The 14181-nt window shown below is 63.5% G+C and carries 16 protein-coding genes; 11 read left to right on the top strand and 5 right to left on the bottom strand.

Features of this window, described 5'->3' with window-relative positions:
• Position 1: 1 nt before the first annotated feature.
• The 5 genes from cobJ to RG836_RS12345 all read right to left on the bottom strand — a co-directional run bounded on the left by cobJ (position 2) and on the right by RG836_RS12345 (position 5202).
• Positions 2–1711: a precorrin-3B C(17)-methyltransferase gene (cobJ, locus tag RG836_RS12365; protein WP_310845743.1), complete on the bottom strand. Its 1710-nt coding sequence runs from the start codon at positions 1709–1711 to the stop codon at positions 2–4.
• A complete protein-coding gene (locus tag RG836_RS12360; RefSeq protein WP_409078078.1) occupies positions 1708–2442 on the bottom strand; it encodes a precorrin-2 C(20)-methyltransferase in 735 nt (244 codons plus the stop codon). The genes cobJ and RG836_RS12360 overlap by 4 nt, the downstream gene beginning before the upstream one ends.
• Positions 2439–3065: a precorrin-8X methylmutase gene (locus tag RG836_RS12355; protein ID WP_310845741.1), complete on the bottom strand. Its 627-nt coding sequence runs from the start codon at positions 3063–3065 to the stop codon at positions 2439–2441. Before RG836_RS12355 ends, RG836_RS12360 begins: the two co-directional genes overlap by 4 nt.
• Positions 3058–4359, bottom strand: a complete 1302-nt coding sequence (gene cobG, locus RG836_RS12350; RefSeq protein ID WP_310845815.1) for a precorrin-3B synthase — start codon at positions 4357–4359, stop codon at positions 3058–3060. Before cobG ends, RG836_RS12355 begins: the two co-directional genes overlap by 8 nt.
• 108 nt (positions 4360–4467) lie before the next feature.
• A complete protein-coding gene (locus tag RG836_RS12345) occupies positions 4468–5202 on the bottom strand; it encodes a hypothetical protein (protein ID WP_310845739.1) in 735 nt (244 codons plus the stop codon).
• 215 nt (positions 5203–5417) lie between these two features.
• Between RG836_RS12345 and cbiE the strand changes: the two genes are divergently transcribed.
• The 11 genes from cbiE to RG836_RS12290 all read left to right on the top strand — a co-directional run bounded on the left by cbiE (position 5418) and on the right by RG836_RS12290 (position 13939).
• Positions 5418–6629 (top strand): precorrin-6y C5,15-methyltransferase (decarboxylating) subunit CbiE, encoded by a 1212-nt coding sequence (gene cbiE, locus RG836_RS12340; protein WP_310845737.1) that lies wholly within the window; start codon positions 5418–5420, stop codon positions 6627–6629.
• A gap of 4 nt (positions 6630–6633) precedes the next feature.
• Complete coding sequence (locus RG836_RS12335) at positions 6634–7350, top strand: cobalt-precorrin-6A reductase (RefSeq protein ID WP_310845813.1); 717 nt, start codon at positions 6634–6636, stop codon at positions 7348–7350.
• Positions 7351–7545: 195 nt separating this feature from the next.
• Positions 7546–7839: a type II toxin-antitoxin system RelE/ParE family toxin gene (locus RG836_RS12330; protein ID WP_310845735.1), complete on the top strand. Its 294-nt coding sequence runs from the start codon at positions 7546–7548 to the stop codon at positions 7837–7839.
• Between the two features lie 13 nt (positions 7840–7852).
• Positions 7853–8143, top strand: coding sequence for an addiction module antidote protein (locus RG836_RS12325; RefSeq protein WP_310845734.1), 291 nt, complete (start codon positions 7853–7855; stop codon positions 8141–8143).
• A 97-nt stretch (positions 8144–8240) separates the two neighbouring features.
• The gene (locus tag RG836_RS12320) at positions 8241–8639 is read left to right on the top strand and encodes a DUF2946 domain-containing protein (RefSeq protein WP_310845733.1); all 399 of its coding nucleotides are present in this window, start codon (positions 8241–8243) and stop codon (positions 8637–8639) included.
• A 48-nt stretch (positions 8640–8687) separates the two neighbouring features.
• Positions 8688–9167, top strand: a complete 480-nt coding sequence (locus tag RG836_RS12315; RefSeq protein WP_310845731.1) for a copper chaperone PCu(A)C — start codon at positions 8688–8690, stop codon at positions 9165–9167.
• A gap of 20 nt (positions 9168–9187) precedes the next feature.
• The gene (locus RG836_RS12310) at positions 9188–9622 is read left to right on the top strand and encodes a DUF2946 domain-containing protein (RefSeq protein WP_310845730.1); all 435 of its coding nucleotides are present in this window, start codon (positions 9188–9190) and stop codon (positions 9620–9622) included.
• An 87-nt stretch (positions 9623–9709) separates the two neighbouring features.
• The gene (locus tag RG836_RS12305) at positions 9710–11101 is read left to right on the top strand and encodes a PepSY-associated TM helix domain-containing protein (RefSeq protein WP_310845729.1); all 1392 of its coding nucleotides are present in this window, start codon (positions 9710–9712) and stop codon (positions 11099–11101) included.
• A 98-nt stretch (positions 11102–11199) separates the two neighbouring features.
• Entirely contained in the window at positions 11200–11982 is a 783-nt protein-coding gene (locus RG836_RS12300) for an ABC transporter ATP-binding protein (RefSeq protein WP_310845728.1), read from the top strand.
• 2 nt (positions 11983–11984) lie between these two features.
• Entirely contained in the window at positions 11985–12932 is a 948-nt protein-coding gene (locus RG836_RS12295; RefSeq protein ID WP_310845727.1) for an ABC transporter substrate-binding protein, read from the top strand.
• A complete protein-coding gene (locus RG836_RS12290; RefSeq protein ID WP_310845726.1) occupies positions 12929–13939 on the top strand; it encodes a FecCD family ABC transporter permease in 1011 nt (336 codons plus the stop codon). Before RG836_RS12295 ends, RG836_RS12290 begins: the two co-directional genes overlap by 4 nt.
• The last annotated feature ends 242 nt before the right edge of the window (positions 13940–14181 follow it).

Below are 14181 nucleotides of genomic sequence, written 5' to 3'. Positions count from 1 at the left end.
TTCAAGACGCCGGTTTTTCCCCGTACCAGCGCGGGGTGTAGACCCACTCACCGCCCCCGGCACGAGGAAAAGTGCAGGTGGTGGATGAGCCGATCAGCACCATGGTGCGCATGTCGACCTGGTCCGGAGTCAGTTGACCGAGGGTGGTGACCCGCAGTGTTTGCCCGGGGCGCCCGATGTCACGCCCCAGCACCACCGGCGTGTGCGCATCACGATGTTGCGCGACGATCTCCAGCGCACGGCCCAACTGCCACGGGCGGGAGCGGGAAATCGGGTTGTAGAACGCCAGCGTCAGGTCGGCCTGGCAGGCGTGGTCGAGGCGCGTTTCGATGATCGACCAGGGCTTGAGATTGTCCGACAGCGACATCACGCAGAAGTCATGCCCCAGCGGGGCGCCGGCCTGGGCTGCGGTGGCCAGCGAGGCCGAGACGCCGGGCAACATTTGCAGATCGACGTTGTGCCACGCCGGGTCGCTGGAATCGTGCAGCGCTTCGAGCACCGCCGCCGCCATGGCAAACACCCCCGGATCACCGGACGACACCACCACCACCGAACGACCGCTCGCCGCCAGTTCGAACGCATGCCGCGCCCGCTGCATTTCTTCGCGGTTGTCGGTGCAGTGCAGCACCTGGTCGGCGCGGAACGGCCCGGCCATGCGCACGTAGGTTTCGTAGCCCAGCACATCGTTGGCGCGGGCCAGCTCAGCCTTGACCGCCGGCACCATCAAGTCCGCCGCGCCAGGGCCAAGACCGATCACCGCCAAGCGGCCACGGGCGCGACCGATGTGCTGTGGGTCCAGCGGCTGAGTGGCCACGGCAATCGCCAGATCGGCGCTGACGTCGACCGAGGTCAGCAAAGGTTGCGCGCTCTGTTCAGCCAGCGCCAGCACACTGCCGGCGCCGTCACTGAAACGCAGCGGCAGCGCCAGTTCCAACGCGGCGTCGTGCAGCTCCGGGCGGGCCATGTCCGCCGCATCCGCCAGCAGGCACGCCACGGAAGGCAAGGCAATTTGCGCCCCGTGCAGCGCCGCGCGAATGGCGCCGGCGCAATCAGGCCCGTTGCCCTTCAGTGCCACCACCACATTACGCGGATAGATCAGCAGTTCATCGGCGCTGGGCAAACGTTCCGCGTGGCTGACGTGAATCGCCAGGCGTGCCTGTTGGTCTTCCGGCAATTGCGCTGCATCCAGCCACGGAGCGGGGCCTTCGATGCGTACCGACTCGCCGGCGAGCAGGTCCGAAACAAAGCGTTTACCCAGTTCGATATCACCCAAGGCATAGCCTTCCGGCGGATTGAGCAAACAGGTGCCGAAACGCAATTCGCCGCTGGTGGTAATGGCGGCCGAGACCTCCAGCGTTGCGGCGATCTCCCGAGCCATGTCGTTGACCCCGCCCAACCCGCCCAGCAGCGGCACCACGGCGCTGCCATCTTCAGCGACCGCGAGCACCGGCGGCTCGGCGCCCTTCTCCAGCAACAGCGGCGCCAGGGTGCGGATGACGATGCCCGCCGCGCATAGGGCAATGATTGGCGTGTCCTGCTGGTAGAGCTGACGCAGGGTCGTGCCGAACTCGCGGTAAGTCTGGTCGGCGCCCTCGACGCGACCGGCCAGGCCATGAATCAGCGCGCCGGGGTAGTGCTGCTGGATACGCCGCGCGGTCGCCAGGCTGCCCTGGCCGAGAATAACGATCGCTGGCAGCGAATGCCCATTCATCCTTGCCACCGTTCGCCGGGCACGATAATCAGCGAGAAGTACGGCGACGACATCGGTTCGACTTGATCGAGCGGGACGATTTTCTGATTGGCCATGGTGGCGCGTTCGACGTACAGCGCACGCTCGGCCATGCCCAGCTCTTCGAGCACTTGCCGGACTTTCGGAAAGTTGCGTCCCAGCTTCATGATCACCGCGGCGTCGGCATCCGCCAGGCGCCGCTTGAGGTCTTCGTGGGGCAACACGCCGGACAATACCGACAGGCTCTGATTGCGATACACCAGCGGCGCCCCCAGCACCGATGCACCGCCGAGCATCGAGCACACGCCGGGCACCACTTCGGCCGGGTAGCGCGTGGCGAGGCGATCGTGCAGGTACATGTAGGAGCCGTAAAAAAACGGGTCGCCTTCGCAGATCACCGCCACGTCACGACCGGCGTGCAGGTGCGCGGCCAGTTGCTCGGCGGCGCTGTCGTAGAAGTCGCTGATCACTTGCTCATAGGACAACGGCGCCGGCAGCGCCTCGGTGGTCACCGGGTACACCAGCGGCAGCAGGTTCTGTGCGTCTTGCAGGTGCGCTTCGATGATGCCGAAAGCGTTGCCTTTCTTGCCCTTGGCCACGAAGTACGCCACCACCGGCGATTCGCGCAGCAGGCGCAGGGCCTTGACGGTAATCAGTTCCGGATCACCGGGGCCCACGCCGAGTCCGATCAAACGTCCGGGTGCCTGCATCATTCAATCTCCGTGGCGAGGGCGTTGACCGCAGCGGCGGCCATGGCGCTGCCGCCGAGCCGGCCCTGCATGATCACAAACGGCACGCCACGGCTGTCGGCCGCGAGCATCGCCTTGGATTCGGCGGCGCCAACGAAGCCCACCGGGAAACCGAGGATCAGCGCCGGTTTCGGCGCGCCGGCGTCGAGCATTTCCAGCAGGTAGAACAACGCAGTCGGCGCATTACCGATCACCACCACGCTGCCCGCCAGGTGCGGACGCCACAGTTCCAGTGCGGCGGCGGAGCGAGTATTGCCCAGCTCGCGCGCCAGTTCCGGCACGCTGTCATCGCGCAGGGTGCAAATGACTGGGTTATTGGCCGGCAAACGGGTGCGGGTCACGCCTTCGGAGACCATGCGCGCATCGCACAAAATCGGCGCGCCAGCGGCCAGCGCCTCACGTCCGGCGCGGCCGGCACCTTCGGAAAATTGCAGACCGTCGATGGCCTCGACCATGCCGCAGGCGTGAATCACCCGCACCGCGAGTTTTTCCAGGTCGGCCGGGATGCGCGACAGGTTGGCCTCGGCGCGGATGATCGCGAAGGAGTTGCGATAGATCTCCTGACCGTCGCGGATGTAATCAAGCATCAAAGGGGCTCCGTGGGTCGGCGTCTAACACTGCGCCGACCGCTTCAATAGTGAGGTTGCGCGCCTGCAGGACGCCGAATCCGGCCACCCCTGCTGCGCGAAAATACAGGTCGTAGCGACCGGGGGCGACGGCCAGCAAGGTCACCGGCACGACATGCGCCGCCGCGCACGAGCGCGAACAGCCAGAAAGGTGCACATCCAGCCGCTGGCCGTGACGCTGCGCCAGCGCGGCCAGTTGCCGCGCATCGGCCTTGGTGTCCGCCAGGCCCTTGCCACACCCGGCGGAACCGGTGCAGGCCAGCAAATGCGCCAGGGGATCAGCCTGCGAAACGACAAAACCCAAGGCCTGCAACGCGGCGCTGACGTGGGCGGCGTCTTCGGCGCGAAGGTTGGGTAGCAGCAGGCTTTGCCAAGGTGTCAGGCGCAGGCTGCCATCGCCCCACTGCCCAGCCAGTCGTGCGGCGCCACGCAGCATGGCGGGGTCGAGTCGGCCCAAAGGTGGCACCGCACCGACAGCTACCAGGCCTGGTTGTCGCTGGGGATAGATGCCGACATGGGTTGCAGTTGCGACGCGATGCCAGGTCTCGACCGCCACCCAGTTCAAACGCTCGGCCAACGCTTGCAAGACGCGTGCAACCGAAAGGTCGGCCAGCAGATGGCGCATACGCGTCTGCTGCGGCGTGGCCAGTGCCAGGAAAGTCTCGAGTACCGCCACCACCAAGGCATGCCCTTGCGCCAACGGCACCGCGCCCACTGGCGGATCGGTCGGGCACCCGGCCAGGCCGAAGGCAAACAGGGTTTCGCCGTCACGCTGGAACGCGCTCAGCCACACGTCATGGGGGTGTTCCAGCATCGCCAGCGCTTCGCCGCCGTCCAGTTGCACGGCGAACTTGGCCGAGAGGTCATGGAAGGGCCGATGATTCTGCAGGGTGGCGAGGATCTGCCCGGCCAGCGGACGGGTGTCGACGATCATCGCGGGATCGATCCCGGCACTCGGGCTGAGCATCAGGTTGCGCACATCATCGCCGCCCGCCGTGCTTGGCCCGAGACCCGCAGCCATCAGGCCCTCGATCAGCGCGTCATGTTCACCGACGATGCCGCGAATCTGCAGATTGCCGCGATTGGTCGCTTCGATCACGCCACCGGCATGCCGCTGCGCCGCCTCGGCAACGGCCTCGGCCTGGGCGCTGCTGAGCGAACCGCCGTCGAGCTTGATCCGACAGATCCCGCCATCCAGCGCCTGGACAATACGCAGCAACCCCGGACAAGCCGAGGGGCGTAAGGCGTTGGAGATCGGGCGTTGGTTCACGGGGAGACCGGCTGGCTGTGGGCGCATGGATGCGAAAAGCCGCCATTATGCCTGCTTTGCCCGGAGGCATGAAAAGCCTGCCGGTCGGATCACTCAAAAGTCGAGTTCATCCTCGGCGAAATCCATCAGGGCTTTGTCCAACATCGGTTGTCGTTCGACGTAGCGCTGTTTATCCAGCACGAAGTGGGCGATAGACACGGAAAGTTCGGCGCTGCGTTCCGGGATGTCCCAAAACCAGAACTTGTTGGTCCACTCTTTAACGAATAGGTTAACGAAGTGCACATGCAACTCCACTTGCCCGGCGGCATTGTGAACCACCGGCATAATGTTAAAAATTCGCGCTTCTTCGATATTGGAAAAGAACAGACTTTGGCCCGGCGGACTGGCTTCAAAGCGTTTTAAAACTTCAGCCGTCAACGCACGAACTTGCGGATTGACAATATCCCAGGTCGCGTCGCGATAGCCGGTGACCAGACTGCCGCCGAAGTTGCTGCGCACGACTTTGCGCACACTGTCGAAATCCACCCGCCAGCCGACATTCATCAGCCCGGCGGTGTGATACTCGAACCACAGCGGCGCCTGTGTGCGAGAGTCCAGCACCGCGTCGGCACTCAACCGGGCGTAGCGCCCGCTGCGACTGACCATGCGTCGTTCATCCCTCGACAGCGAACCCGCAAACAGGCTCATGGAGCGGCCGCTGATCTGTCCCGCACTGTTGCCGCTGCTTGTTCTGGCGAACGGTTCCTGTGCAATCAGCCTGATGAGTTCCTCATCTTCGATAGTTGTCATGTTCATATCCTTATGACTTGCGTTAACACCACGACTCATTCGCGTGTACTTAAACTGAACGGCACGTAAGTTCATACCTGCATTAGAAAACCGAAGCTAACAGTTATTGTTATTCGAAGCAGTTGGCATCTTGCCTCAAGATACTTCCGCGTTACATCCACCGATGATACTTATAAAAATTCGCCGTTGGCCCCTTCCCCCTTCCCCGGCCGCGCTATCATGCCGCCTGAAAATCCCCCTGATTGAGGAACGGCATGACACCCTGGCTGACCGTAGTAGGTATCGGCGAAGACGGCTTCAGAGGCCTCGGCAAAAATGCGCGGCACGCTCTGCTGCGGGCGACGCGGATTGTCGGCGCGCCACGGCAACTGGCGCTGTTGCCGGCCTGCATTCGCGGCGCACGCGAAGCGTGGCCAAGCCCGTTCTCCCTGGAACCGCTACTGTCTCGCCGTGGCGAGGCGCTGTGCGTGCTGGCCAGCGGCGACCCGATGCTGTTCGGCGTCGGCGCCAGCCTGGCGCGCCAGGTGCCGGGTGACGAGATGGTGATCCTGCCCGCGCCGTCATCCTTGTCACTGGCCGCCGCGCGCATGGGCTGGCCACTGCAGGACGTGGTCACGCTGTCGGTGGTTGCGCGGCCGCTCGCCGCGCTCAACGCGCAATTATTCAGCGGCGCGCGTTTGTTGGTCCTGAGCAACGACGGCCAGAGCCCGGCAGCCATTGCGAGGCTGTTGCGCGAGCGCGGTTTCGGACCCAGCCGCCTGAGCGTCCTCGAACACTTGGGGGGCGACGCCGAACGCCGGGTCGAGGGTCTCGCCAGTGACTGGAGCGATCCGCCCGTGGCCGACCTCAACGTGCTGGCCATCGAATGCCTCGCCGAGCGCGACACCCCGCGCCTGTCCCGTCTCGCCGGTTTGCCGGACAGCGCCTTCCAGCATGACGGCCAATTGACCAAGCGCGATGTGCGCGCCATCACCCTCGCCCGACTCGCCCCGGTCCCCGGCGAATTGCTGTGGGATGTCGGCGCCGGCAGCGGCTCGATTGGCATCGAATGGATGCGCGCGCACCCCAGTTGCCGGGCGCTGGCCATTGAAGCCGACGACGGCCGCCAACAGTTGATCGAGCACAACCGCGACGCCCTCGGCGTACCCGGCCTGCAATTGATTCGCGGCAGCGCACCCCAGGCCCTGCAGGGGCTGGAGCCGCCCGACGCGATTTTCATTGGCGGCGGCGTGACCCGCAACGGAGTCCTCGATACTTGCTGGGCCGCGCTTAAACCTGGCGGCCGATTGGTTGCCAACGCCGTGACCCTGCAAAGCGAAATGACCCTGATGGCCTGGCGCGACCGGCACGGCGGTGAACTGACCCGAATTCACATCGCCCAGGCCCAGCCCTTGGGGGAATTCGACACCTGGCGTCAGGCCTTGCCGATCACCCTGCTCGATGTGACGAAACCGTTCGATGCGTAACCCGATCAAGCCGATCCTGCTGCTCGGTGGCATCACCGAAGCCCTCGCCATCGCTCGCACCCTGGGGCCGCAACACATTTACAGCCTGGCGGGCGTCGGTCGTGTACCGACGGACCTCACCTGCCAGGTGCGCGTCGGCGGCTATGGCGGCGCCGAGGGTCTGGCGCGGTTTATCGGCGAGCACGGCATCGACTTGTTACTGGACGCTACCCACCCGTATGCCGCGCAGATCAGCCACAACGCGGCGACCGCTGCACGCATGACCGGTATCCGTTGCTGGGCTTTACGTCGCCCTGCCTGGCAAGCGCAAGCCGGCGACGACTGGCGCGAAGTGGCGGACTGGAGCGAACTGGTCGACGCGCTCCAACCTTTCCGCCGGCCCCTGTTCACCCTCGGCCGCGAACCCTTGCAACATCTGCACGAAATCCCGCCAGAGCAATTCTGGACCTTGCGCGCCTTGGACGTTTACCCCGGCAATGACCGCTGCGAAGTCATCGGCGCCCGCGGCCCGTTCCTGATCGAAGACGAACGCGCACTGTTCGAACGCCGGCAGATCGATGTACTGATCAGTAAAAACAGCGGCAGCAGCGCCACCGAACCCAAACTCGAAGTCGCCCGCGAACGCGGGGTGCCGGTGTTGGTGTTGAAGCGGCCGGTGTTGCCGGGGGTCGGGCGGGAGTTTCGGAGTGTGAGTGAGGTACTGGCAGCGCTTTCGGTGTAGGAAATTTCCAACAAAGGTGCATTAAGCAAGATTTCTCCGGCCGATTTTCAGGAAATGGCCGGCTGGCGAGCTTGAGCGATGGCCCCCTATATTCCTGCTTATTCATCCACTGCATGCTGCGTTCAAGAAAGCAGGACGAGACCGCTCAAGGAAAGTGCAGCTTGCCAGTTTGTATCCCAAGGAATACGATCCCACATGATCGAAATCAGACGATCTCGCATCTTTGCTGAATGGCTCCACAATCTGCGGGATCCGGTCGGAAAAGCTCGAATCGTTGCCCGGATAAAATCTGCCGAGTATGGCAACTTCGGCGACTTCGACTCAGTTGGTAATGCCATTTATGAGATGCGCGTCCACTACGGCCCCGGTTATAGGCTGTACTTCACTCGAGAACACGAGGTGATTTACCTGCTGCTGGTGGGCGGTGACAAATCCACGCAAACGAGAGACATCCGACGTGCCGTTCAAATGGCACAAAAACATCGGTAATGAGGAATGAATCATGACCGCAGAATTCACCCGCTTCGATGCGGCGGAGTTCCTTAAGACTCCCGAAGAGATGGCGGCCTACCTGGACGCTTGCTTTGACGAAGACTCCGGCGACGGGGTGTTGATCCGTGCGGCGCTCAACGACATCGCTCGAGCCCAAGGGATGACTCAAGTTGCCCGAGATGCGGGCCTTGGTCGCGAAAGCCTGTACAAAGCCCTGAGCAGCACAGGTAACCCGGAATTCGGGACTATCATGAAAGTGATGAAGGCCTTGGGGTTGCGCCTGCATGCAATCGCTGTCTGACGCTGCGACACCACGTCACACAGTGCTTTTTTACTTATCGGCCCTGATCAGGCTAAATAGCCGCGCCTGATCGCCCACCCACTCACCGGACCTGTCCATGACTCGACAACGGCTCGCATTGGCCTGGATTGCCTGCTTTGCAGTGCTGTTCAACCTGCTCGCCATGCCGGTGTCCGGCGCCACGGCGCCCGCGACGACGTCCGCGTCCGAGCAGTTGTTGTGGGGCAGTTTCTGTTCTTCCAATGGCACGAAACTGGTGGCGATTGACGTCGCGGGGCTGGGGCAAAAAGCCCCGCAGGGTGACCCGCATTCGGCGATGCAGCATTGCTGGTGCTGTTCCGGCTCGACGCCGCTGGTGGCGTTGCCCGGACATTCGCCGCAGTTATACGTAGCGCATCGACAGGCCTACCGGAGCCTGGCATCGGCAGATCCGCAACGCCTCACCCCGCGCCAGCAATGGCCCAGTCTCAATCCCCGCGCATCGCCCCTGGCGTGAACTCTTTTCGCAATCGTCCTGCGTTTTGAATCACCCTGGAGTTCTGCCATGTTGAAAAAATTGATGCTGCTGGCCGCGCTGATGCTGCCAACCTGCTTCGCCCATGCCCATGAATACAAGGTTGGCGCGCTGGAAATCGCCCACCCGTGGTCTCAGGAACTGCCACCGAACGCCCCCACGGTCGCCGCTTATTTCGTTATCCATAACACCGGCAGCACTGCCGACCGCTTGCTCGGCGTCGACTCGCCGATTGCCGGCATCGCGCAGTTGCACGAGCACGTCATGCAGAACGACCTGATGAAAATGCAGGAGGTGCCCAGTGTCGAAGTGGCCGCCGGTGGCGAGGTAAAGTTTGCGCCCATGGCTTACCACGTCATGCTGCTGGAGCTTAAAGACCGCAGCCTGCTCAGCGACGGCAAGCGCTTCCCGCTGACGCTGCATTTCGAGAAGGCCGGTGATGTGACCGTCGAAGTCGCGGTGCAGAAAAAAGCCCCGGACGCCGCCGTCGAACACGTCCACGCCCAGTAACTCCGGAGCCTCGCCCCCCCATGCGCGCGCGCCGCGACCGCCCATCCCGCGACCACCGCTCAGTGAACCTGAAGCGCGGTAGCTGGATCAGCCTGTTCGCCATGCTGATGATCTTCATCGGTCCGCTGATTGCTCAGTCGATGCCGATGGATCAACGCATGTCCATGTCCATGCCCTCGAGCATGAGCATGAACATGCCGGGCATGGAGCACGGCGAGCATGGTGCGCAAGCGAATGCCGAACACTGCCCGCCCGCCGAACACCACGCCTTGTGGGAAAAGTGCGGCTATTGCAGCCTGCTGTTCAACTGCCCGGCGCTGACGGGTGGCGCGTCCTTCGCCAACTTCGATACGCCCGCAACGACCACCTTCACTACGCCTTCGCCCCACCTCGGCCACGCCCGCCAAACCATTTTCCCCGGCGCCCGCAGCCGCGCCCCGCCCATCATCGCGTAACACCGCATTCAATCCCTACACGGTCGAGAAGACAGCCGCACGCTGCCGACTGTGTCGTTCTAGTTTTCGCCATGCGGAGCGATCCTGATGCGCACCTCTACACCCCAGGAAGCCAACACGAGCTTCTACAACCTGGCCTGGCGCTGGCATTTCTATGCCGGGCTGTTCGTCGCGCCGTTCATGATCATGCTGTCGCTGACCGGCATGATTTACCTGTTCAAGCCGCAACTCGATTCAATGATGTACAGCAGCCTGCTGAACGTACCGACGGGTCATCACACGGTATCCGCCGATGACTTGCAGAAACGAGTCATGGAAGCTTACCCGCAAGCCACGATCAAACAGTACCTGCCGCCAGTTGCCGCTGATCGCAGCGCGCAATTCGTGGTGCTCAAGGACGGTCAGGAACTCAACGTCTTTATCGATCCTTACCACGGCGACGTCCTTGGTGACCAGGACGCGAAGAACAACCTGCAAGCCTTCGCCCGCGCCATTCATGGTGAGCTGATGATCGGCACGGTCGGTGACCGCCTAGTAGAAATCGCCGCCGGCTGGGCGGTGGTGCTGGTGGTTTCCGGCCTGTACTTGTGGTGGCCGCGGGGGCGCACGGCAGCAGGCATTCTGTGGCCACGCCTGAATAGCCGCGGGCGTGTGCTGTGGCGCGACTTGCACGCGGTCACAGGGTTCTGGGGCGCCGCACTGTTGCTGATGATGCTGCTCAGCGGCATGACCTGGACCGGGTTCTGGGGCAAGCAATTTGCCGACGTCTGGAATACCTTTCCGGCAGCGATGTGGAATGACGTGCCGAAGTCCGATGTCGAGGCCCGCAGCCTCAACAGCGCCACCCGCCAGACTGTGCCCTGGGCGCTGGAAAACACCCCTATGCCGATGTCCGGCGACCATGCCGAACACATGGCCCACGGCGATGCGCACGCCGGTCCTGCGGCGCCGACCATCAGTTTGCAAAACGTGCAAGACATCGCCACCCAGCGCAAGGTCGAGCCCGGCTACAGCATCACCGCGCCGAGCACCGCCACCGGCGTCTACACCATCGCAGTGTTCGCCGATGACCCGCGCAATGACGCCACCCTGCACATCGATCAGTACAGCGGCAAGGTGCTCGCCGATGTGCGCTGGGAACACTACAGCCCGGTCGCCCGCGCCACGGAAATGGGGGTGATGCTGCATGAAGGGAAGATGTTCGGCCTATTCAATCAGATCGTCATTCTGCTGATCTGTCTGATGATCCTGCTCAGTTCGGTCAGCGGCCTGGTGATCTGGTGGAAGCGCCGCCCACAAGGCAAGCTCGGCGTGCCGCCGCTGCGCCACGATCTGCCGACCTGGAAAACCGGGGTGGTGATCATGCTGGTTCTGGCTGGGCTGTTTCCGCTGGTGGGCGCGTCGCTGGTGGTGGTGTGGTTACTCGACCGGCTGTTGCTGTCGCGTTTCACCCGACATGTTGAGCCGGCGTCATCTTGATCATGAAACAGCCGAGATGCGCGATGCTGACAGCCCTGTAGAATCGCGCCTTTTGATCGTTCCCACGTCCGCGTGGGAACCGCCCTGCCAGGATTGCAATGACCTCGCTCACCCTCGCCAACCTCGCCTGGACACCCTTGGGCCACGGCCACTGCCATCACCAGTTTCAACTGCGTGATGCGTCGGTGCGGGTCGGCGCCGGGGAGTTCGTCGGGCTGATCGGACCCAACGGCAGCGGCAAGACCAGCCTGCTGCGCTGTGCGTATCGCTTCAGCCAGCCGGCAAGCGGCGAGGTGCGGCTCGATCATCACAACGTCTGGAAACAGTCGTCCCGTTGGTGCGCGCAACGCATCGCCGTGGTGTTGCAGGAGTTCCCTGACGCCTTCGGCCTGACCGTGGAAGAAGTGGTCGCCATGGGCCGCACGCCGCATAAAGGTCTGTTCGACGGCGACACCCTGGATGACCGGGCGATTGCCGAGCAGGCGCTGGAATCGGTTGGCCTGCGCGGCTTCGAGGATCACGCCTTCGCCACGCTGTCCGGCGGCGAAAAGCAACGGGTGATCCTGGCTCGCGCCCTGACGCAGCAACCGCAAATGCTAATTCTCGATGAGCCGACCAACCACCTCGACCCGCGCTATCAGCTCGAGTTGTTGCAACTGGTCAAGCGCCTGAACATCGGCACCCTGGCGAGCATCCATGACTTGAACCTGGCGGCGGCGTTTTGTGATCGGTTGTACGTGATCAACCACGGTCGCATCGTCGCCAGCGGCACGCCGCACGAGGTGCTGACCGTCGAGCTGTTGCGCGAGGTGTTCGGCGTTAGCGCGCTGATCGATCAGCATCCACTGCACGGCTACCCACGAATTACCTGGATAACCTAACCATGATTTTGCGTTCCCTGTTATGCCTCGCGCTGTCTCTGGGCTGCGCCCAGGCCTTTGCTGAAGCGACGAAATACCCGCTGACCATTCAAAGCTGCAACCGCGAAGTGACCTTCAAGGAGGCGCCGAAACACGCGGTCAGCCACGACATCAACATGACCCAGATGATGCTCGCCCTCGGTCTCAAGCCGCGCATGGCCGGCTACAGCGGGATCAGTGGCTGGAAGTCAGTGACGCCCGAGATGCAGAGCCTGCTCGACGGTTTGCCGGAACTGGCGGCGAAATACCCGTCAGTGGAAACCCTGCTTAACGCCAACGTCGATTTTTTCTTCGCCGGCTGGGACTACGGCATGCGCGTCGGCGGTGACCTCACGCCGCAGACCCTGCTGCCGCTTGGCATCAACGTCTACGAGCTGACCGAGTCTTGCGCCTTTGTCATGAAGCGCCCGGCGGCCACGCTGGAGGACACCTACAACGACCTGCGCAACCTCGGCAAAATCTTCGACGTGCAGGACCGCGCCAACGCGTTGATCGCACAGATGCAAACGCAGGTCGCGGCCATTCGGCAAGACTTGCCGGCCGACAAGCCGAGGGTCTTCCTGTACGACAGCGGCGAAGACCGCGCCATGACCTCCGGCCGCCTCGGCATGCCGCAAGCACTGATCGATGCGGCGGGCGGGCGCAATATTCTCGACGACGTCGAGGCCAGTTGGACCCGGGTCAATTGGGAAACCGTGGTCGAGCACAACCCGCAAGTGATCGTGATCGTCGACTACAGCGAAATCACCGCCGCGCAGAAAGAGCAGTTCCTGCTCGACAACAAAGCCTTGCAATCGGTGGACGCGATCAAGAATCGGCGCTTTATCGTCATCCCTTACGTGCAGGCCACGCCGGGCATCGACAACGTGTTGGCGGTGGAAACCCTGGCCAAGGGTTTCCACGGCGAATGATCAACCGTCGCTACGCCCTGTTGCTGACCGCCCTTGGCGCCCTGTTGCTGGTGTCATGCGTGGTGTCGCTGGGCTTCGGCCCGGCGCGGGTGCCGCTGGACATCGTCTGGCGCATCCTGCTGCACAAAGTGCTGGGTGTCGGCGAGGTGAACTGGAGCGCCGGTCAGGAGCACATCGTCTGGCTGATTCGCGTACCGCGCATGCTACTCGGCGCGCTGGTCGGTGCCGGGCTGGCGCTGATCGGCGCGGTGCTGCAAGCAGTCACGCGCAATCCCTTGGCCGATCCGCACCTGTTGGGCGTGACCTCCGGCGCCACCCTCGGCGCCGTGATCGTGGTGCTGCATGTCGGCGAAATCGTCGGCCGGCTGACCTTGCCCATCGCCGCGTTCATCGGCGCCTTGCTGAGCATGCTCTGCGTCCTGGCGATTGCCAGTCGCAACGGTCGGCTCGACAGTGATCGCTTGCTGTTGTGCGGGGTGGCGGTGTCGTTCGTGATGATGGCAATCGCCAATCTGCTGCTGTTCATGGGTGACCACCGCGCCAGTTCGGCGGTGATGTTCTGGATGCTCGGCGGTTTGGGTCTGGCGCGCTGGGAACTGCTCGCGGTGCCGGCCATCAGCGTATTGCTGGGGTTGGTGTTGCTGGTTGGCATGGCCCGCCCGTTAAACGCCTTGATGGCCGGCGAACAGACCGCAGTGACCCTGGGCCTGAACGCGCGCACCGTGCGCTTGCGGGTGTTCCTGATTGCGTCGCTGATGACCGGTGTGCTGGTCTCGATCAGCGGCTCGATCGGCTTCGTCGGCTTGATGGTGCCGCACATCGCCCGGCGCCTGGTGGGCGCCGAGCATCGTCGACTGCTGCCGGTGTGCGTGCTGCTCGGGAGCATTTTCCTGGTATGGGTCGACGTCGCCGCCCGCACCCTGATCGCCCCGGAAGACTTGCCGATCGGTGTCGCCACCGCGGCCATTGGCGGGTTGTTTTTCATTGGCTTGATGCGGCGTCGCTAAGCCCACAGGTACACCACCGGACCTGCGGGAGCTGGCGTGCCAGCGATGGCGGCGGCACCTTCAGCATTTCCTTGGCTGACTGACCGCTATCGCGGGCAAGCCCGCTCCCACAGGGACAGCAGTCAGCCAGCGCTTCCACGCCGCAATCTGGCGCGCCTTGGCGCACCAACCCGTCAGCAACGTCCCCTCATGGTGCGGCGCTCGCAACGCCCCACCGCTCTACTACGACATTTACGTACGAA

The sequence above is a fragment of the Pseudomonas rhizozeae genome (assembly GCF_031583775.1).
In the GTDB taxonomy this organism is placed as follows: domain Bacteria; phylum Pseudomonadota; class Gammaproteobacteria; order Pseudomonadales; family Pseudomonadaceae; genus Aquipseudomonas.
Note: the sequence above shows the minus strand (reverse complement) of the source record. Positions and strands in the feature narration are given on the sequence as shown.